Source organism: Paenibacillus sp. NPDC058898, from assembly GCF_049316025.1.
In the GTDB taxonomy this organism is placed as follows: Bacteria; Bacillota; Bacilli; order Paenibacillales; family Paenibacillaceae; genus Paenibacillus_AQ.
This window is the reverse complement of the sequence record NZ_JBMOSM010000019.1, coordinates 1-19979: the sequence shown is the minus strand read 5'-3', so window position 1 is coordinate 19979 and position 19979 is coordinate 1. Positions and strand designations below refer to the sequence as shown.

General features: G+C 46.2%; 18 protein-coding genes. 6 read left to right on the top strand and 12 right to left on the bottom strand.

Annotation, left to right across the window (positions count from 1 at the left end; all coding sequences use genetic code 11):
- Positions 1-560: 560 nt before the first annotated feature.
- On the bottom strand, positions 561-1220 hold the full coding sequence (locus ACOZB4_RS30465; protein WP_379416484.1) for a TetR/AcrR family transcriptional regulator: 660 nt from the start codon (positions 1218-1220) through the stop codon (positions 561-563).
- A 120-nt stretch (positions 1221-1340) separates the two neighbouring features.
- Here ACOZB4_RS30465 and ACOZB4_RS30460 point away from each other — a divergent pair, with 120 nt between their 5' ends.
- The 3 genes from ACOZB4_RS30460 (at position 1341) to ACOZB4_RS30450 (ending at position 4638) form a co-directional block, all read left to right on the top strand.
- Positions 1341-2906: an FAD-dependent monooxygenase gene (locus tag ACOZB4_RS30460; RefSeq protein WP_379416487.1), complete on the top strand. Its 1566-nt coding sequence runs from the start codon at positions 1341-1343 to the stop codon at positions 2904-2906.
- Positions 2907-3004: 98 nt separating this feature from the next.
- Positions 3005-3931 (top strand): ABC transporter ATP-binding protein, encoded by a 927-nt coding sequence (locus ACOZB4_RS30455; RefSeq protein WP_379416489.1) that lies wholly within the window; start codon positions 3005-3007, stop codon positions 3929-3931.
- Positions 3928-4638 carry an ABC transporter permease gene (locus tag ACOZB4_RS30450; RefSeq protein ID WP_379416492.1) on the top strand — a complete coding sequence of 237 codons (711 nt, stop codon included), beginning with the start codon at positions 3928-3930 and terminating at the stop codon, positions 4636-4638. The genes ACOZB4_RS30455 and ACOZB4_RS30450 overlap by 4 nt, the downstream gene beginning before the upstream one ends.
- Positions 4639-4903: 265 nt before the next feature.
- Here the strand turns inward: ACOZB4_RS30450 and ACOZB4_RS30445 are convergent, their stop codons facing one another.
- The 3 genes from ACOZB4_RS30445 to ACOZB4_RS30435 all read right to left on the bottom strand — a co-directional run bounded on the left by ACOZB4_RS30445 (position 4904) and on the right by ACOZB4_RS30435 (position 7708).
- A complete protein-coding gene (locus ACOZB4_RS30445; protein ID WP_127593381.1) occupies positions 4904-5635 on the bottom strand; it encodes a DUF6081 family protein in 732 nt (243 codons plus the stop codon).
- 17 nt (positions 5636-5652) lie between these two features.
- Positions 5653-6579: a prenyltransferase gene (locus ACOZB4_RS30440; RefSeq protein ID WP_379416494.1), complete on the bottom strand. Its 927-nt coding sequence runs from the start codon at positions 6577-6579 to the stop codon at positions 5653-5655.
- 151 nt (positions 6580-6730) lie between these two features.
- Entirely contained in the window at positions 6731-7708 is a 978-nt protein-coding gene (locus tag ACOZB4_RS30435) for a LacI family DNA-binding transcriptional regulator (RefSeq protein WP_379416496.1), read from the bottom strand.
- Positions 7709-8073: 365 nt separating this feature from the next.
- On the opposite strand from ACOZB4_RS30435, the gene ACOZB4_RS30430 reads away from it, so the two are divergent.
- Positions 8074-8250: a hypothetical protein gene (locus tag ACOZB4_RS30430; RefSeq protein ID WP_179090683.1), complete on the top strand. Its 177-nt coding sequence runs from the start codon at positions 8074-8076 to the stop codon at positions 8248-8250.
- A gap of 181 nt (positions 8251-8431) precedes the next feature.
- Here the strand turns inward: ACOZB4_RS30430 and ACOZB4_RS30425 are convergent, their stop codons facing one another.
- The 5 genes from ACOZB4_RS30425 to ACOZB4_RS30405 all read right to left on the bottom strand — a co-directional run bounded on the left by ACOZB4_RS30425 (position 8432) and on the right by ACOZB4_RS30405 (position 13470).
- Positions 8432-9262, bottom strand: a complete 831-nt coding sequence (locus tag ACOZB4_RS30425; protein ID WP_379416498.1) for a phosphoenolpyruvate hydrolase family protein — start codon at positions 9260-9262, stop codon at positions 8432-8434.
- A 64-nt stretch (positions 9263-9326) separates the two neighbouring features.
- Entirely contained in the window at positions 9327-10538 is a 1212-nt protein-coding gene (locus ACOZB4_RS30420; protein ID WP_379416501.1) for a Tm-1-like ATP-binding domain-containing protein, read from the bottom strand.
- 127 nt (positions 10539-10665) lie between these two features.
- Positions 10666-11871 carry a phosphoenolpyruvate hydrolase family protein gene (locus ACOZB4_RS30415; RefSeq protein ID WP_379416503.1) on the bottom strand — a complete coding sequence of 402 codons (1206 nt, stop codon included), beginning with the start codon at positions 11869-11871 and terminating at the stop codon, positions 10666-10668.
- A 79-nt stretch (positions 11872-11950) separates the two neighbouring features.
- Positions 11951-12586, bottom strand: a complete 636-nt coding sequence (locus tag ACOZB4_RS30410) for a pyridoxamine 5'-phosphate oxidase family protein (RefSeq protein WP_379416518.1) — start codon at positions 12584-12586, stop codon at positions 11951-11953.
- Positions 12587-12657: 71 nt separating this feature from the next.
- Positions 12658-13470 (bottom strand): undecaprenyl-diphosphate phosphatase, encoded by an 813-nt coding sequence (locus ACOZB4_RS30405; RefSeq protein ID WP_076324692.1) that lies wholly within the window; start codon positions 13468-13470, stop codon positions 12658-12660.
- Between the two features lie 486 nt (positions 13471-13956).
- On the opposite strand from ACOZB4_RS30405, the gene ACOZB4_RS30400 reads away from it, so the two are divergent.
- Positions 13957-15117 carry a hypothetical protein gene (locus ACOZB4_RS30400; RefSeq protein ID WP_379416506.1) on the top strand — a complete coding sequence of 387 codons (1161 nt, stop codon included), beginning with the start codon at positions 13957-13959 and terminating at the stop codon, positions 15115-15117.
- Positions 15118-15276: 159 nt separating this feature from the next.
- Here ACOZB4_RS30400 and ACOZB4_RS30395 read toward each other — a convergent pair whose 3' ends face one another.
- From ACOZB4_RS30395 to ACOZB4_RS30385, 3 genes are all read right to left on the bottom strand, one after another.
- Entirely contained in the window at positions 15277-15858 is a 582-nt protein-coding gene (locus ACOZB4_RS30395; RefSeq protein WP_379416508.1) for a hypothetical protein, read from the bottom strand.
- 19 nt (positions 15859-15877) lie between these two features.
- Positions 15878-16477, bottom strand: a complete 600-nt coding sequence (locus tag ACOZB4_RS30390) for a hypothetical protein (RefSeq protein ID WP_379416510.1) — start codon at positions 16475-16477, stop codon at positions 15878-15880.
- A gap of 405 nt (positions 16478-16882) precedes the next feature.
- A complete protein-coding gene (locus ACOZB4_RS30385; protein ID WP_379416512.1) occupies positions 16883-18685 on the bottom strand; it encodes a hypothetical protein in 1803 nt (600 codons plus the stop codon).
- Positions 18686-19054: 369 nt separating this feature from the next.
- On the opposite strand from ACOZB4_RS30385, the gene ACOZB4_RS30380 reads away from it, so the two are divergent.
- Positions 19055-19780: a stalk domain-containing protein gene (locus ACOZB4_RS30380; RefSeq protein ID WP_379416516.1), complete on the top strand. Its 726-nt coding sequence runs from the start codon at positions 19055-19057 to the stop codon at positions 19778-19780.
- Positions 19781-19979: the final 199 nt, after the last annotated feature.

Here is a 19979-nt window from a genome sequence, read left to right as displayed (position 1 = left end):
TTCTACCCGATTAGTTTCGGGAGAAAGTCGCCGTTTTATATTATAAGATTTTTTTATGATAGGTAAGGTGTCATTTTCACAGCATTTCTTAGTATTCGAGAACATCTTTTTTGTGGCTATGCCGACAATTTGACGGTTTTAAACGCTAAGCGTTAGCGATCATGGCAATATTTTATTTTACATGACAGTTCTCTTTTCAAAAAATCTTTTATACCCTTTTTGAAAATCTGGTTTCCGAGGATCATTTTGGATAGTTTCAGCCATATCATACAATCCATAGATTCTCTCATATAGTTGGCTTCTTTCATATAAGTTGCTATCTTTTGAACTATACTCCTTCAATACCGCATTCTTAATAGTACTACACCTCAGCCGACGCGCTGGGCTATTCTTCGCCCAGCAGTTTCATGACGATGTTCCGACGTGCTTTCGGGAACTCACCAGGCTGTTATTTGGCGACACGGCAAGAGAATGCTGGCAGGTCCCCTGTACGTCCGTAGCGTATTATTTCCATTAAATTGGTGGCCACACCAGTCTTTTATCGTTAAGCAAAATCGCAATCAGTATGATGGTTGATTTTCGTTTTGAACGGTGCGTTTTCCATAAGCGCAAAGAAAGACGCGTACGCCTTCAGTGATGATACGTTTGGTTTGTTCCTCCTCCAAATTCCCTGCTTTTATCGGTTGATCAAATACCAATAAAAACGTTAAGGCAGCGAAGTGCTTTGTAGCCATTACAGGATCTGGCACATCGAGCAGTCCGTTTTGTCCAAACTCGGTAAACCTCCTGACAATCCCCTCTTCCGTTGCGTTATCCAGTTTTTCTAAAAACGAGGCTGGCAGGTTGGCGGCTTCCATTGTAACCAGACGGATCAGAGCGCTGTAATCGGACGAACCGTTCGCAGAAGCTACGAATTGTTCGCAGAATAAGATGAGCGCCTGCTCCAGATCCTCGAATTCCCAGAGGTAGTCTGATATCCCTTGCTTGATCATGTCCAGAACCGCCCGACTGGTTTCTTCCACAACAGCAAACAGCAAGTTCTGTTTGTCGCCATAATAATCATAAACGGTCCTTTTGGAAACCCCCGCTTTAGCTGCGACCGCATCGACGCTGGAGCGGTCAAACCCATCTGAAAGAAACAGATCTCGTGCCGCTGCAATAATTTTAGCTCGTTTGTCTGCAGAGCCTTTGCGGATTTTTTTGTTTTCCGTATTATCCATGCTTACGTTTCCCCCTAAAGGTATACTATCAAAAATGAATTCCAATTTACAAACTACACTGCACGGTGTAGTATAATCAATGTAACATATCAAAATCAATGATCAAGGAGGACTTTATCCATGAAAACCGTGCAGTCTTTTGTTGATGTTCTCATTGTCGGGGCCGGACCAACAGGGCTTACACTTGCCTGCGACCTTGCCCGTCGAAATGTCGACCATCGTATTATTGAACGAAGCACCTTATATAACGTAGCTTCTCGCGCCAAAGCAATCCAGCCCCGCTCGCTTGAAGTCGTCGATGATTTGGAGGCCGTTCGGTACATTATTGACACAGGTGTCGTGGATTTGCCTGTTCGTTATTATACCGCAGACGGCAGGAGTATGGACAAGCCGGCTATTACCGTTGCAGCTAGCGCCGAACTTGAGACACCCTATCGTGATCCGGTCTGGATTGCTCAATATGATGTAGAAAAAGCATTGCGCGACCGATATGCAGTGTTTGGCGGTCAAGTTGAATTGGGCATGGAAGCAGTAGGGCTTGTTCAGGATTTGGATGGTGTAACGGTAACCGTGAAAACACCACAAGGAGAAGAGCAGATTCGCGCTCGTTATGTCGTCGGCGCTGACGGGGGCAAAAGCAATATCCGCAAGTTTATTCACTTGCAGCTGGTTGGAGAAACACACGATGATGAGCGATGGTATCTTGGCGATGTACGATTAGAAGGGTTGGATCGTGACCATATCCATATCTGGACATCTTCGGAGGGGATGGTCGGGGTGACACCGCTGCCGAAATCCGATATTTGGCAGCTGCAGGCTACAATTCCGGCAGACATCAAAGAACCAGAGCAGCCGTCGCTAGAGGCGTATCAAGCCATGTTTGACCGTCGCGCAGGAGCCGGACGTGCTCGGCTCACGGATGCTTCCTGGCTGTCCATCTACCGAGTCAACGTCCGTATGGTTGAATGTTACCGCAACGGCCGGGTTTTCCTTGCCGGCGACGCCGCTCATGTTCATTCGCCAGCTGGCGGTCAAGGAATGAATACGGGGATGCAGGACGCGTACAACCTCGGCTGGAAGCTGGCGGCTATCATACGCGGAGCGGACGCCGCCTTACTCGACACGTACGATGAGGAGCGCCGCCCTGTGGCTCAAGCCGTGCTCGAGGATAGCACGAAGAAGATGGGAGGGGTCATAGGAACGGCGACTGAAGGCGGAGGGTTGTCCCAATCCTTGAGCACCATATCCGACGATCTGACGAGTGGGCTTCTCATTTCCTATCGGTCAAGTTCTCTTACCCGTCCGTCTGCTCGAAGAAATGCTACCCGTTCATTTCCTGGAGATCGTGCTCCTAACGCTACGAGCCTGCAAGGCACCGGATTTGCAGGAGACGTCTTTGACCTATTGCGAGGTCCGCACTGGACGCTTTTGGCTTTTGCAAACTGCATCGATCCTTCTCTGAAGAACTTCATCAACGACGAACTCCATGTGCATTATATCCTGCCATCGAAGATGGAGGGGCCGGAAGGCATAATAGACACAGCAGGGAATGCCTATCGAATTTACGATGTGGCAAGCGAAGAACTCGTATTGATTCGTCCTGACGGTTACATCGCACTGCGTACCTCCATTGATGATACCGCATCGATCTTGAATTACTTGAATTTCATTTATCGCGAAAACTGATTTGGAAAAGCCGGTGCGATCTTTTACAACATCTCAGGTGATCGACAGCGCTTTTAATGAACTGAGTTTAAACTGATGATATGGGAAGGACTGTTTCTATGGAAGAAATTATTCGAACCATTAACCTGACAAAGCAATACGGAAATAAAGTCATTGTAGATCGCGTTTCGATTTCCGTTAAAAAAGGAGAAATCTATGGATTCCTGGGGTTGAATGGCGCAGGGAAAACGACAACCATTCGAGCTCTTCTCGGAATGAGTAAGCCTTCTTCCGGAGAAGTGTATTTGTTTGGTCAGCGCTGGGCGAATGGGAATCCCGATTTGTCGAGACGAGTAGGTTATATGGTGGAAGTTCCTTATGCCTACCCTAACTTTACGGTTAGGGAAAACTTGAGTCTGATGGCCAGGCTACGAGGATTACCGGTTCCGAGGGCAGTTGACGAAATTATGGAGCAATTGAATTTGAACCAATATGCGGATAGTAAGGCAAGAGATTTATCACTTGGTAACGCGCAGAAACTTGGATTGGCCAAAGCGTTAATTCATAAGCCGGACGTTCTGATTCTTGATGAGCCAACGAATGCAATTGATCCAGCCGGAATTGTCGAGATAAGGGAAATGCTGAAAGCTCTAGCTTCTCAACAAGGGATTACCGTGTTTATATCGAGCCATATCCTTGAGGAAATGTCCAAAATGGCTACTCGAATCGGCATTATTCACAAAGGCGCATTGCTTGAAGAACTGACAGCAAAAGACTTTGAAACCATCCGCCGAAAGCAGTTGATGATTGGAACGAAGGATGCTCGGAAGGCTCAAGCTATTCTTTCAGACTCCGGGTATGCGGTACATTCGACTTCGAATAACTGCCTTGCACTTCCGGATGATCAAGCCGTGAAGCATCCCGAACATATTGCGAGATTGCTTGCTCATCATGAAGTGCCGCTCACCATGCTTAACATTGAAGAAGAGAATTTGGAACATTATTTTCTCAAAGTGATCGGAGCCCAGGAGGGAAAACGAAAATGAGACCATTGTTGACAGCCTGTAGCGTTGAAGTTTACAAATTGCGTCGATCCTTTGTTTTATGGGGCACGCTTCTGTTTATATTGTTTGTCATCACGTTGTTCTTGGGACAGCCCGATTGGCCTTCTTTTTTTGAACGGACTGCGTTTTTGTATGCATCCGTGTTTGGGCTGCTGGGATTTGGATTGGTGACAAGCTGGACATTTGGCCGTGAGTATTCTGATCGGACGCTCAAGGATTTGCTCGTTTTGCCTATATCTCGCGGTAAAATAGCGATTGCCAAATATGCCGCAGTTATTTTCTGGTGTTCTGTAATGATGTTGATCAGCTTTGCTTATGCCTTAGTGCTTGGTTTTGCTATTGGCCTTCCTGGCTTTTCGTTTCCGATTGTACAACATTATTTGTTCCTAATACTTATCATTGGCGCTCTCCACCTATTATTAAGTGCCCCTCTTGCCTTATTGGCCTGTATATCGCGCGGTTATCTGGTGCCGATCGGCTTTGCTTTTACAACTTTGATGCTGGCATTGGTATTCGGTCCCACTGCCATTGGCACGTATCTGCCTTGGTCTGTACCTGCTTTGCATTTGAAGGAAAACGGCATCGCATCATTTCCCTTGGCAGGTATCAGTTATTTTCTGGTATTTTTAATAGGGCTGGCAGGCTTCATTGGGACGGTTAAATGGTTGCAAACCAAGGAGCAACGATGATTTACTAGAAAATGTTTCTGCATAGAAATTCATTTGGAACGGGATGATGCACGCTTAAAGTGCCTTCTAACCCTTTGAAAATCACATTCGAAAAAATAAGAATATTTAAAAGCCCTGATCTCCCGATGTGGTTGGTCAGTTTTTTTTGTGAACTAATGTGTCATAAAGCATCTTTTGGGAATATACAAAAAATACCACTTTATAAAAAAGATCATGCCCACATCAATGAGCATGATCTTCTTAATTCTACTATACTATATACTTGCTATTCTTTTATCGTAACCGTTACGGGAGAGTATTCGGCAATGACGGTTTGTCCATGCACGGATACGCTGCCCTGCGGCGTAAGGTCTTTTTCGGTCATGATGCCAAGCGCGATAGTGAATTTGTTGAACTTGATCGGGATGTTCTTCTCCCGGCGGATCTCTTCGCCGTTCACGTAGAAGATCGCTTCGTCCTCGGCACGGTTATACGTGATTTTATATGTGTTGAATTCCCGCGGCGTGAAGTGTGTATCCTCCTCTTTGAAAATGCAGAAGTAACGGGTCTTGTCCGATTCCGGCACCTGCACACCCGGGAACGGCAGAACGGCATACACGCTGGCATACTTGTCATTCGAAGCAAAAAAGTCCAGTGCTGCGCCCGTGCTGAAATCAAGCAGATTCAAAGATACGTAGCCGTCATACAAGTCGCCGGGAACCGTACCTTGGGTGCGTGCCCGAATTTGCAGCTCGAACGTGACCTCGCCGGATTCCGGCACTTCCACCTCTTCGTTAGAATAATACATATGCTTGGCATTATCGAGAATTTGGATCTGATCATTCTGGCGGCTCAGCGGCGCGCGCACGTACAGGATGCCGTTGCGGACGATCACGACCGCATTCGGCTCGCGATATTCCCAGAATGAACCGTCCGGCAGCGGGAAACCGCCGATCTTCCAAGTCCCGGTCTCGGACAGGATAGAGTGAAAATCACCAAAAACGCGTTGTTGTTCCATCTAATTCCCCTTCTTCCTTACAAAGTCTGAATGATTCCTTGGATAAGCAATGACAGGATCAGCACGCCGCCGCAGCGCATAGTCGTCATCGTTGAGGCGCCCATCAGCGGTAAATACGCTTCGGAACGGTTGCTGTCCTTCAGTCTTCCATAGACAAGATACAACGGAATCATCGTAAGCAGTGCAATTAATGCGTAAGGCGGAAGCGCCCCGGCCAATACGCAGGCTATCAAGGAGAGGCATGCCAGCAGCAGCAGAACTCGAGAGAAGTTCAGCGCTCTCTTTTCACCCCATACCACAACCAGGGTCTTCTTCCCGGCCTGACGGTCCGCCTGCCAATGCAAAAAGTGATGATTAAACAAAATCAGCGTTGTCAGCAGCCCGATGGGCAGTGACAGCAGCAGCGCCCGGACATCCATATGTGAGGTTTGAACGTAGTATGCGCCCATCACCGGCAAAATACCAAAGGATAGCAGAATCGCAATCTCGCTGAAACCCTTGCCGCGATATCCGAATTGAATTGGCGGTGCGACATAGAAATAAGCGATCAACCCGCCAAGTCCGCCGAAGATGAAGGCCCACCAGCCGCTGATCAAACTGAGGATGATGCCGCTCAGCGCCGCAATCCCGAATAACGTCCAGGTAACGATTTCGAATTTACGGAGCGACCAGACGCCCTTCGTAAGAAATCCGGAGTTCGTGGAGATCGCATCCACATGCTCCTGCGCTTCCGTATCCGTTCCGTTCTTATAGTCCCACAAATCGTTCACCATATTGGAGAACAGATGGGCAGCGCCGCTCCCGATCAAGGTCAATAAAAAGAGGCCTAAATGAACTTCACCTGTCCATACATAAGCCCCGAGTGCTCCCAAAGCAACCGGAATCAGCATAACAGGAATTACTTTGATTCGGGAAGCTTTTTTAAACTGTTCAAGGGCATCCACTTGGTTATGCTCCTTTCCTTCTATAATACAGAATAGAACGCCTGCAGACAGCTGCAGACGTTAACGTTGTGAAACATGGAACTTGCATAAATAAGAATATCATAATTGTCGAACTTTGTAATCCGTTTGTTAGAACTTGGCTATGCAGCCATTATACCGATGAACGTTCGATCAGCTCGAAGGCAAGCTCCTTGCGAACCGGCTCTTCCTGCTCCCCTTGAATATGCGCATACAGCATCTTGAAGGCCTCGGAGCCCATATCAAACAGTCGGTTATCAATCGTGGTGAGACCCAGCATTTTACCGATCGGCTGGTTGTCGAATCCGATGACAGCGAGCTCTTGCGGAATGGACAGTCCTCTCTTCTCGGCTTCATAGATCAATCCGGCGGCCACATGGTCACCCGTTACCAGCAAACTACTTGGACGTTCCTCCATAGCGGACAGCCGATCCATAATCGCCGCACCGTCCTCCAGATCGATACAGCCATCCAATATCCATTCCTGTCGGTAAGGCTCTCCGATCTCCTTAAGCACTTCTTCATACGCCACTTGGCGCGCTCTCGTGCTCGGACTGTCCAGTCTTCCCACCGTGAAGCCGATGCGTCGATGTCCCCGCTTTATCAAATATTGCATGGCACTGCGAAATGCCTCCGCATGGTTTATATATATAGAAGAAAATAATCGTTCGCCCGCATCCTGACAGCATACGATCGGTCCGTAAGTGCAGTAGGCTTCGATCTGTTTTGGAGTCACGGCCGACGATAAAATAATGATGCCGTCAATCTCGCGGTTACGCAGCATCTCCAGCACTTCCACTTCCTTATCCGGCGCATACCCGGTTTGGCACAGGATCAGGCGATAGCTAGCGGCAAGCGCTTCTTGTCCAGCTCCTTCCATCAGCAAGGAGAAGTAGGCATGATTAATAAACGGCAGCATGATGGCAATATTCATCGTTTTCCCTGTAATCAGATGGACCGCATTCATATTCCGGGCGTATTTCAGCTGTTTCATGGTCTCCAACACGCGTGTCCGCTTATCTTCTCTGACATAGGGATGATTGTTCAGCACCCGGGATACCGTTGACACCGAAACGCCTGCCAGCTTGGCAATCTCTTTAATATTAGCCACTCCTTCAAGCCCCCTTCATCCACTGGTTCCTTCCTGATACTATCATGATTGCTTACCCTATTCAAAGAGAGGCAACCCGGTAGCAAAGGCTGTATTACGATCAGAAACCGTCCCTTGGAAATTCCAGAGCTAATCTCAGCGCGCTGAAGGATTACAAGATGAATGCAAAAGATGAACAACGATAAAAAGAAGACTTGATCTGGTATGCTTTTCATACTTTACACTGAGGTTGGGTGGAAACCTTCATTCATTGTCAGCGTGACCGCAAGGGCGTGATGGCAAGGGCAAGGCTTCTGCCTTTTTATCATGATTCGTGAAACTTAGACCTTGTCCATAACGTCATCCTTGTCAAAGGGAGCTGATGGATGATGGAGACGTTCGGCAGAGGCTGCCTGTACTTGATCATTGGCATGGTGGTATTATTGCTGCTTGCCCTGTTATTGGGGACGACAATTACGATCCCTTGGTTTATCTTCATTCCAATAATTATTATTGCCTTTGCTATAGCTGCATCCAAGAGCAAGCACAAGGATGATGATTAAGCGAAACCGCAGGTCACGTCGCCGGATGCTAAATGGGTTGTTTACGCCTCGTTTTCGCGAACCACATGCAAGTTCAGCCCATCAGTCCGATTACCTTCCCACCGTACACCAAAAAAGACTCCCTTCCCGGGAGTCCTTTTCATTCCATATGATTCCGATCATTCTGTATCAGGCTACCTATTTATTTCGAGATATTCTTGAATGCCTCTGTCTGCTGCTTAATGCCGACCTCGGTGGCAAAACGCTCGATGCTGGAAGCTCCGAAGAATCCCTCGACTCCCTTGGTTCTGGACAATACATACGCCGCATCCTCAGGTTCTGCAATCGGACCACCATGGCACAGAATCATAATGTCCGGGTTAATGGCTTTACCGGCATCACAGATCGCTTGAATCTTTTCAACGCAATTGTCGAGTGTCAATGCTGTTTTCGCACCTATGGTTCCTTTGGTGGTAAGGCCCATATGGGCAACCAGGACATCGGCTCCGGCTTCAGCCATCTTCTTCGCTTGATCGACATCAAACACATACGGAGTAGTCAGCATATCCAGCTCATGCGCCTTCCGGATCATCTCAACCTCCAAATCATAGCCCATGCCCGTCTCTTCCAGATTCGCCCGGAATACGCCGTCAATCAAGCCAACCGTGGGAAAGTTCTGCACACCGGCAAATCCTTGCTCCTTAAGCTGCTTGAGGAAAATATCCATGATCCGGAACGGATCCGTGCCACAAACACCCGCCAATACTGGCGTATGCTTCACGACCGGCAGCACCTCGTTTCCCATGTCCACCACAATCTGGTTCGCATCTCCGTAAGCCATCAGTCCCGCGAGCGAGCCGCGCCCAGCCATCCGGTAACGCCCCGAATTGTATATAATAATCAAGTCCACACCACCGGCTTCGGCACTCTTGGCCGAGATGCCTGTCCCTGCTCCCGCTCCCAATAATACTTTACCCGCTGCTACTTCTGATTTTAATTTTGCTAACACTTCTGCTCTTGTTGTCATTGCCATGATCATGTCCTCCTTCAGTGTGAATACTTGAGTATGAGTGTGTAACCTGTAACCTGCGCCAGACTTATTGCCGTTTCATCAATTCCATCAGCTTATCGGCCGCAGCCACGGCAAAAGCTTGATCATTGATGTCGGTATTCATCTCGATCAATTCAACGGTTTTACGGTCTATGCGTTGTTTTAACGTATCAAAGAGCATGTTATCTTCTTCCGGTCCATGGAATGCTTCACCTTCTACATCGAGCATCGATACGCCCTGCAAAGGAAGCATCAGTACGGTAGGTCCTTGCGACATATTCAATTTGTCAGCAATCAATTCCCCAAGCTGCCGGTTCTCCTCAACCGTGGTCCGCATCAGCGTAACCGAGGGGTTATGCTTGTACAGATTCCGTTCCCGGAATGCCTCCGGCACGGTATCATATGGACCAAAATTGACCATATCCAGCGCTCCGGTTGATACGACCTGCGGTACTTTGCAGCGACCGGCGGCTTCCAGACGATGCGGACCAGCCGCCAAAACGCCTCCCACCAGCTCATCGCACCATTCCGTTGTTGTCAAATCCAGCACACCGTCTATATATCCGGCCTCAATTAGGCTTTCCATCGTTTGTCCGCCCGTACCTGTTGCGTGAAATACTAGCACTTCATAACCATGCAACTCCAGATGCGCCCTGGCATAATCGATGCACGGGGTCGTAACCCCAAACATCGTCGCTGCAATCAGCGGCTTTTTATCCATCGGGGGCGCCGATTCGAACTGAACCATACCGGCAATCGCATGTGCCGCGTTCGTGAATATTTTGGTGGAAAACGAATTCAGTCCGGATACATCCACGATGGACGGGAACATGATAATGTCACTTGTCCCCACATAAGGTGCCGTATTGCCGGATGCGACCGTGGACACCATCAGTTTCGGAACGCCGATCGGCAATGCCCTCATGCCCGCCGTGACGATCGAAGTACCTCCAGTGCCGCCAAATGACAGCATGGCGTCAAATTTGCCCTCTGCATACAGCTTCGGTACGATTTTTTCCATTCCTTGAGCCAATGCTTCAGTCCCTGCGGAACGGTCCTTTCGAGCCGCAATCTCACGTATATCCACACCAGCTGCCGCTGCAACTTCGATGTTGGATACATCCGGCGTGAACATCGGCTCGAACACACCGCTGTGGATCATAAACGTCTTTAACCCCAAGCTCTCGATAACGGATTTAACGTATGAAAACTCGGCACCCTTCGAATCAAATGTCCCCGCAATAGCTACCGTCTTCACCGTGCAGACCTCCTCCATATCTCATCTCAGGATCGCTTGCACCCGTCCTGACAGGTCCGGTATAGGATCCCTACAAGACCATAATACAGCGCTTTCAAATAAAAAGGATCGTATCGATGTACGATCTTTATGTATATTTGTCTTTCAGATGCTGACGGTAGGATTGGGGAGAAGTTCCCGCGTATTTTTTGAAGGTTTTGCTGAAATGGACATAGTCAGGGTAGCCCACGAGCTCGGCTATTCTGCCCAGGGACAGTTTGCTGTGCTTCATGATCTCCTGTGATTTGTGAATCCTGTATTTAGCTATATATTCCGGAAAGCTGCATCCCACTTCCCTATTAAAAAGCGCGCTCAGATGCGTTCGAGAAACATGAATACGCTCTGCCAGCTCGTTCATTGAAATGGGGTCCGCGTAATTCTCGGCAACATATTCCTTCACGTAGGCAACATAATCCATCGGCTCTTCGAGCCCCGAGAGCTTCTCCATCAGTTGCCGATCCTGCTCCAGATGGCCCGTTGCCTTAAAACGATGCGTGGCATCCACAATGGCCTCTTCCGTCGGTGTTCGTTCAAAGCTCGAACCGCCCACGTAACCCATGGCTGACGTGTTGTCATACATATACTGAACATCGATCGGCGTATGGACCGGACCGCCATACACCAGCTTGATCGGCCGCCTGCCCGAAGCGTCACTTACTTCAAATATGTTTCTGGCGATTTCCGCCCCCTTCTCCAGCGACCATGCTTTCGTGGTGCCCATCAACCCGCCTGCCGTGACGCCTAAATGGGCGCAGATGATATCGGCCCCAGCCTCCAGCATCCACTTCGTCTGCTCCGGAGTAAAAACAAAGGCCATCGTAAACATATCCTGCTCATGGGCAGCCCGAATGGCCTCCACCTCCTGCAAATAGGTGATGCCTTCTTCCTCCAGGGCTTCACCGAACTGTCCATCAATCATTCCCACGGTCGGATAGTTGACTATGCCGGCAAAACCGCTGCCGCGGATGGATGCCAAGTAATCGGGAAGCTGAATGGTTGGATCTGTCCCGCACAGACCGAAGATCACCGGTATGTCACCGACCACCGACAGAATCTCCCGCGAGCCGAATTCCATCACCATTTCATTGCCGTTCGCATAGGGCATGAAACCCGCCAGGGAGCCAAGCCCCATCTGCCGAAAACGGCCCGAATTCAGGGCCAGTATCAAATCTGCCCCGCCCTTAACCGCATATTTTGCCGAGATCCCTGCCCCTGCCGCAACGCCAATCAGTCGCTCCTGCGTCTGTATTCCTTTATGTAATCGGTCTACAATTTGTTCTCTGGTCGTTATCAAAGCTATTGGTCCCCTTATCTTCAATCTGACCGTCATTTATATCGTTTCCCTATGTCGCTACACCTATTATAAATGAATATCAATAGAGACGCTTGTCGTAGCTGTCCCGTAATCCTTGAGTAACTGATTCCTCCGTCACACGATCTTGATTCACATGATCCGCAATGATCCGGGACGGATTCGGCAGCTGCTCGCCTGATATCCAGGAATCAGGATTCCATGTTTGGGACCGTATGAAGGCTTTTGCGCAGTGCATATAACATTCCTCAACCCGTACTCCGATGCCAAGCCATGGCTGTTTGCCTTGTACGCTGAGCTGCTCCAAAATGTTTTCGTCCCTGATCAGAACGGCACTGCCGTTGACTCGCAGGGTCTCCTTCAATCCCGGTATGACAAACACGATGCCGACCCTAGGGTTGGACAAAATATTTCGCAGTGAATCAAAGCGGCGATTGCCCGGCCGTTCCGGAATAACCAACCAGGATTCATCCATCACATGCACAAACCCCGGCGCATCTCCCCTCGGCGAAGCATCGCAGTAACCGGATGCGTCCGAAGTAGACATAAATAGCAATGGACTCTTGGCAATAAAATCTTTACAGTGATGATCCAATCGATCAATCGCTTTATGTTTGACCACATGATTGGACTCGCCGAACAGGTCCCGAAGCTTCTCCTCCGATGTAATGATGGACCGAAAAGGACATTTTGTCATCATAATCACTCTCCTACGTATGAAAAGAAGCCCCCCAAGTTCAAAGAACTTATGGGGGCCCTTCTCCATTCTTATAAGAAGACAAGCAGCAAAATACCAACGACAAAGCAATAATAAGCGAAATATTTCAGATTCCCGCGCGCCATGATATTCATGAACCATTTCATCGCAAAATAGGTACAGATCAATGTAGCAATGAACGCAATCAGATAAGGGATTAGCAACGAAGAAAAGTTGGGATCCGATGTGATATCCGACACGCCCAGCACCATGCCGCCGAGACTTATCGGGATATACAGCATAAAAGAAAACCGAAGCGCTGTCTCCTGCTTCATCCCCACAGCGATCGACGTAATGACGGTCGAACCGGATCGGCTAATACCCGGGATCAGCGCAACCGCCTGGGCCAAACCTACGATAAGCGCATCCTTGAATGACAGGTCATTGTCCAGCTTGCGGCCACGAAGATTCCGAATCAGCCAAAGAGCGACCCCCGTGAACAGCAGCGCAACGCCTACCGTACGTACAGAGGCAAATATTTCTTCAATTTGATCCTTGAACAACAGACCGATAATGACGGCTGGAATCGTACCTACAATAATATACAGAATAAACATGAAGTCGGATTTATACTCCGGTTTTCGTGTGCGCAAATAACTCAGGCCATTCACGATCAATCTCTGCAAATCCTTGCGAAAGATAAATACAATCGCAATTAATGACGCCGTATTGGTCAGAATTTCAAACGACAGCCCGTTCTGCTCCATGCCCATGAGTCTCTGGGCGACAATCAAATGACCGCTGGAGGATACCGGAATCGGCTCCGTAACCCCCTGCACAATACCCAACAGCAAGTACTTCAACCACAAGATGAAATCTTCCATAACTCTCCTACTCTCTTTACAACATTTGTATGGCTATAAAAAATACTAGTCTATCATAGCCCAAAAAAATAGCAATAATCAAACCACGAATAGGCAAAAAAGGTATGTAAACAAGAGAAGCCCCTCTAACCACGGAATTAGAGGGGCTCCTAATCTATTGTTAAGAGGTGATTCCATCTTAAGATATGCAGCTTAATGAAACCTTAAAGCTTCATTAGGGGAACATAAAAAGTTGTGAGTACTCCTTTGATCACTATGGTGAGACATGGGAAAGGCTAATATTCACAAGGAATAGTTCGATTCTCCCATTAACTTCTATAATTCTACAATATCCTTACTCTTTCGCTTTAAACATAGAAATATATACCTAGTTCTGATAGACTATTCTATAATATTCCTGTTTTAACGGGTTAACAACAAGCGACGGAAAATTTCCGTGCAAGCAAATCCCCTAGCCGATAGGGACTCAAGAAATGAGAAGAAGAAATGAAACGCTTGGCAAAATCAGCTCTGTTCATCCTGTTGTTATTGGTCATGTTGACTGCATGCAGTTCAGGGAAAGACGCAGCCGAAACTTCGTCCCCCCCTTCAACCCCGGAAAATGAAGCGGCAAAAAACACCGCCTCTGACAATAAGGAAAAGAATGAAGAACCTAACAAGACTCAATCATTTAAAGGGGAGAATTTCTCCTTTTCCTACCCTTCGACTTGGAAGGATGCAGAGCTTAACATCCCTCAAGTCATTGCGGCATTCGTAAATCCTAACCCCCAAGGAGCTTTTGTTGATAATTTAAATGTCGTTATCGAGGAATCGTCAGCTACTCCAGAGGAAGCAGCTAACGCTGCCATTCAAGGTTTAACCAATGGAGATGGGGGACCATTAATCCAAGATTTCAAAAAACTGAACTACATCGACGTTCCCAAGAAGGCAGCGGGGATTCTGGAATCTGAATACACTCATGGAGAGACCAACGCCCAGGTCATTTTGACTCAATATTTTGCCTCAAACGGCAATGAGCTTTACACGCTCTCCATTTCCTATTCCAAGACAGCCTACGATAATGGAGGAAAAGCGAGTGTCCAAAACATAATGGACTCGTTCGAAATCGTTAAAGTTAGTAATCAGGTGGAAGATGCGAATGCTAACGCTGGCAGTAATGTCGAAGGATTAACGGAAGAAAACCTTTTCGCTGAAATCATGGCTTATGTTATCCCAATTGAAATTGAAGACGGAGCTCTAGACGAGGTCACCTATAACTATTTTGTTCAGCATTATGAGTTGTTTCCAGCGCTTACACCTAAAGCTCAAAAGAAAGCGAAGGCAGAAGTCGATCCAAATATTACGTCCCGCCACCTCAACAAAAATCTGAGTCCCTATTTGGATCAGATGATCGAGGTAAGTGGATACGTTGTTGATATCATTGAAGATGAAGTCGAAGAGGGTATTACCCTTGCCGAAATACACATCATAGATGATAACGATAACTCCATTATCGGTTTTTATGCCCACTCTACCGGTGATATTCTGCAAGACGATTATGTCACGATGCGAGGAGTGCCGGCAACATTTTATTCATTTGAGAATGTAAGTGGCGGAACCACGAATTCTGTTCTTATCGGTGTGTCCACGCTTGAGAAGACGGAATAGTTTGTTTCTAATAGATGCTCTATTATCTTATCCTAAGCCCATTTTTGGGCTTTTCTTTTTGCATGAGGCCCCTCGAAGACATAATTCTTATCAATCTTTGCCATGCATTCGGGTTGGTTACTTTTTTCTAACCTATTTGAACGAGTTGCATAAAGCTCTCTACTGCAAATATTGAGAGGTTTTCAATTCCGAAAAAATATTTTGTTTGTTTTCGCTTTCATCATACACATCATCCGGATCAGTCCCATCCAAATTGAATTTACCAGCTTGCAAATTAATTACGCTATATTGTCCATAAGTATTTTTTTTCATAAATATGATATAACTGCTGCCGCTCTTCATTTCAGTATAATCCCCAATTGCTAGTTTTTCTTTACCTGATAGCGTTTGCTTCAGAGCAATGGGTTCTATTACTTTCAGGTTACTCGCGTCTTCCTCAGAGCCTTTCAAAACCTTTTCAACCTCAATCTCGGTTAACGTATAAAAATCCACAGGTATATCATTCTCAAGTGTTCTAATGGTCATTTCACGATCTTCAAAGTCCTTAATGGGCCTTCCGATAACAATCAACTGGGCATCAGAGGATAGTGCTTCTCCCGTTGAGTACCCCTTATAATCTGGGTGAGTTCTTACATCGCGAACAGAATTATAAATGGCAAAATAATAATAACAAGCTGCTGCAAGGATAATAACCAAAGCCAGTGAAAGAATTATGCTTTTCTTTTTTAGCAACATCTTCATTTCATAATCCTCCTATTTTTTAATTTCCCCATTTGTACTTTAATTCACCTTTATCATAGGTTGAAGGAGAAGTAATATTACGATTTTTAAATGTGTCGGTTCCCGCAGTCATGACTGAGGAAGCTCTTTCGGTTGAGTTAGAGATATTGGTATGAGCCAAAGCAAGTGAATGCCCTACTTCGTGTAAGGCACTATTCTTTATATTGGTGTCATTTTTCAAGCCATCTGAAGCCAGATTATTGTCGTATAATATGACAACAGAATAATCCCAATTACCTACATTGGGGTCAACAGTATTGGAGCCGCCGTTCTTATAGTTAATTACTTGACCATATACTCCACTTGTTGAAATGTTATCAACAAAATACATATCTGTGGTTTTATCTTGTTTACTGGACTTTCCAATCGATACTTTTGAAGAGATTCCAGACCATTGTGAGCGTGCCCAATCGAACTGCGAAGTATAACCATATTGAGCAACAGAATAGTCATAATAGGCATTAAAAATACCAGTTGTTCTCTTGTAACTAAACACGGTTGCATTAGCATTAGGAATAGCTGCAATGATAGTTGACAATGCGATGAGAGTTGAAATAATTAACTTGCTTCTTTTCTTCAATTTCCATTTACCTCCTTTAATATAATTACAAAAATATATTACCATATATTCCCTAATAAGTTAACCGTTTTATTATCTTGATTCAAAATGTAAAAAAGTGTGCCGATTGAGTATCGGCACACGCTCTCTCGTAAGCAAATTCTTACGGTAATGTATGTAACTGAGTTATAAGTAAAATATTCCTGTTTACTTTTTTACTGTTTTTTTGCTTGTTACATAACCTATAAAAGAACCAGTCAAACTGACAGCATACATTACACAAAATGTATCCAAATGCTTCGTATGAAACCGAGTAAGAAGTATCTTAGCAAACAGGTCCTAAGAGGATTATTCCTACCGGTATTGAAAGAAGTATGGAATCAGTGAGATACATTACAAAAACACTGCAAAATCGTCAAGCGGAATTCACTTTAAGGTGTCTGACTGCACACTCTCATTCGGAACGGATGAACGAACCACCAGCACGTTGGCCGAAGTGATGCTTCCCTTATATTGGGCATAGACCCGGGTTTTTCCCGGCTTCTGTCCGATCAGGTTTCCTTCCTTATCTACCTCGGCTATATCCGGATGATCACTGATGAATGTTGTTTGCCTTGTGATGTCGATTTCGTTTTGGTTAATATAGTTACGCAATACGACCTTCAAGTCCAGCATCGTGCCTTCCGCAAGCGAATACTCGTCAGAATCCAGCTTGATATAGCCAGAGACAGGTTCGAATTCGTCCGAGTCTTCCGGGAACACGGTAATGTTCAATCTGGCCGTGAAACCTTCGTATGTTGCTTCGACATAGGTGTTCCCCGGCTCGTTCCCCGTAATCCGGCCCAATACGTCGATTTCCACGATGGCGCTGTCCGCCGAGACATAATTCGCGGCGCTGGACAAATCGCTCTTTGTGCCGTCAGAATAAACCGCTTGAAGTACGGTGGAGACATTTGTACCTGCTATCAATTTCTTATCCTTTTCCGTAAACGAGATGTCCGTCAGCGTACGTTCGACTGGCCTGTCCGCTGAAGGCGACAGCTTCATCAGCTGGAACTTCTTCACGTCCCCCCGTACAACGGTTCCCGGAAAAATAAATCCGCCGTCAGGAGTTACTGCTGCACTTCCGACGTTGTTGATCGGAGGGCCCTTAAACAATTCCCTGCTGATAAACTGGCCGTTCCCATCGACGCTCAGCACATCGTATTGCCTTTTGTAATCCAGACTGTTTAGAGAAATATGTTCTCCTAGCATGGCGTAGCCGTCTTTGGTGTGGACAAGACGTTTGAAGTATTCGGAATTCGTCCCGTCTCGATATGTTTTTTCCCATTGTACCTGTCCGTTCAGGTCCGTCTTGGTCAGTACGTTCACATGATTGCGATTGACCCTTTTTCCACTGCCAATGACATAACCCCCATCTTCCGAAGCCGTAATGGAAAATGCAGACCATCTGCTATCCCGCTCTTTGAATTGTTTCGACCAAACCTCTTTGCCTTGATCATCAATTTTAACCATCAGCATCGCATCCAGGTCTCCCGTTTCATATTCCGCCCGGCCTACGCTGCCAACGGCAATGTACCCTCCATCATTTGCCGGAATAAGGTCGTTAAACTCTACGCTGTCTGTATAATTGTATTTGTTATACCACAACGTCTCACCGTTTATATCGATCTTTAAAATATAGGCTTTTTCATAGGCAACCCAGCCTACGGACCCACTCCCGCCTATAAAAAAATCGCCGTCCTCCGTTTCGACAATTGCAGTCGGGGTACTATGAATTGTATCATCCTGTACCTTCTCCCATAATACATTGCCCGATGAATCCAATCTGATTATATACAGCTGACCAACAATCGGTACGTCTTCTGAATTCGTGTTACCGGCTACGAGATATCCACCGTCCTTCGTCTCAATGACCCGGTATGCCATACTATTCGTAGTAGGATACATAGGCTTCTGTTCCCATTCAACCTGGCCCTCTGCATCAAGCTTTAAAATGTAAGCCTTTTGATACTTTCCAGCCTCGAAGATACCTCCAACGGCTATATAGCCGCCATCAGAAGTTGGGATCACTTCATTCCCTGCGGAGTTACTTCCGTAATCCCTGGACCATTCGACAGTTGACTGCGCCGAATCGGTAGATGCGTGGCCTAATCCAGGCATTAATCCGAACATCAGCAGCAATCCAGCAAAACACGCCATCAATAATCGTGAATATTTTCTAAACACAATCCTACCTCCATTAGCAAATGATATTTGTGAGATTGTCAATTTCTTCAATTCCTTTTCATTATTCATTTGATTCCCTGGAATTGATATCCAACAAATCTCATAATTTTCTGATGCAATGGAACTGGTTTCCAATTTACTTTGATATTTAGCCAAGTCAATATGAGCGATGCGTACCTTGACGATCACCATACTAAAAGAACCCCGTTAGCCTTAGCCAACAGAGTTCTTTGCCGATGCGATCATATTACTTATATTGCGATAACTTGATCACAATCGTGGGCAAATTGTTGGTTTATCTGCTATAAATTTTCACCCAGATTTTGCCGTAATAAGTGTTATACTTGACAAAAAAAGGAGTTGTATCACTTGAAGAAATCGTTTGTTAAAACTATGACCACTCTAGCACTTGGCATGATGATTGGATCGGCAACAATTGCAGCTGCAGCACCCGGTACAATTCAAGCTGTTTTATCAAAATTCACGATTATCGTAGATGGGCAAAAGCAAAATCTCAAATCTGATCCAATTATATACAAAGGTACAACCTACCTTCCGGTTCGTGAGGTTGCTGAAATGTTAAACGCTGAGTTATCTTCTTTCGATAATAAGGCTAAGAGAATAGAATTGAAGACTGGATCACAAACACCAACAAATCCCCAAGTAAATTCCAATCAAACCAATGCACCACAGACACCACTAACACTCAAACTTAATGAAACCGCTACTCGAGGTGATATGACACTAAAAGTTAACAGTGTAAGCTATACAAACTTCATCCCATCTGGACCTGGATCGACATCTGGTATGATTGCTGATAAAGGAAACAAGTTCGCTGTTATTGAATTTGAAGCAACGCTAAACGAAGAGCCGACAAACCAATTTGCATGGAGTGCATTAGATTTTTTTGATAGCGCTACTATTGGTGGCAAGAAGATCAGTTCAGCTACTTCTTATGACCATACCAATCTACTAAAAGGTGAGACAAAAACTATTCAAGTTACGCTCAACCTTCCAGAAAATATGGATATTAGTTCTATCACCTTTAGAGATCCAAGTAAAAATTCGATTTTCGGAACGATCAATCTTAAATAAACGATGCCAACGGCGGCTCCCCGGATACCGATATTCGGGCCGCCCACGCCAGAAACGCGACCTTCTGTGCTTCTATAAATAGAAAAGAGACCCCTCAGGGTCTCCAGGCTGTCGAGAAAGTCTCGACAGCTATTTTTATATCGAGATATTTCAACACGACACCGCGTTAATGTTGTATAATTATAGTAATAAATGAGAT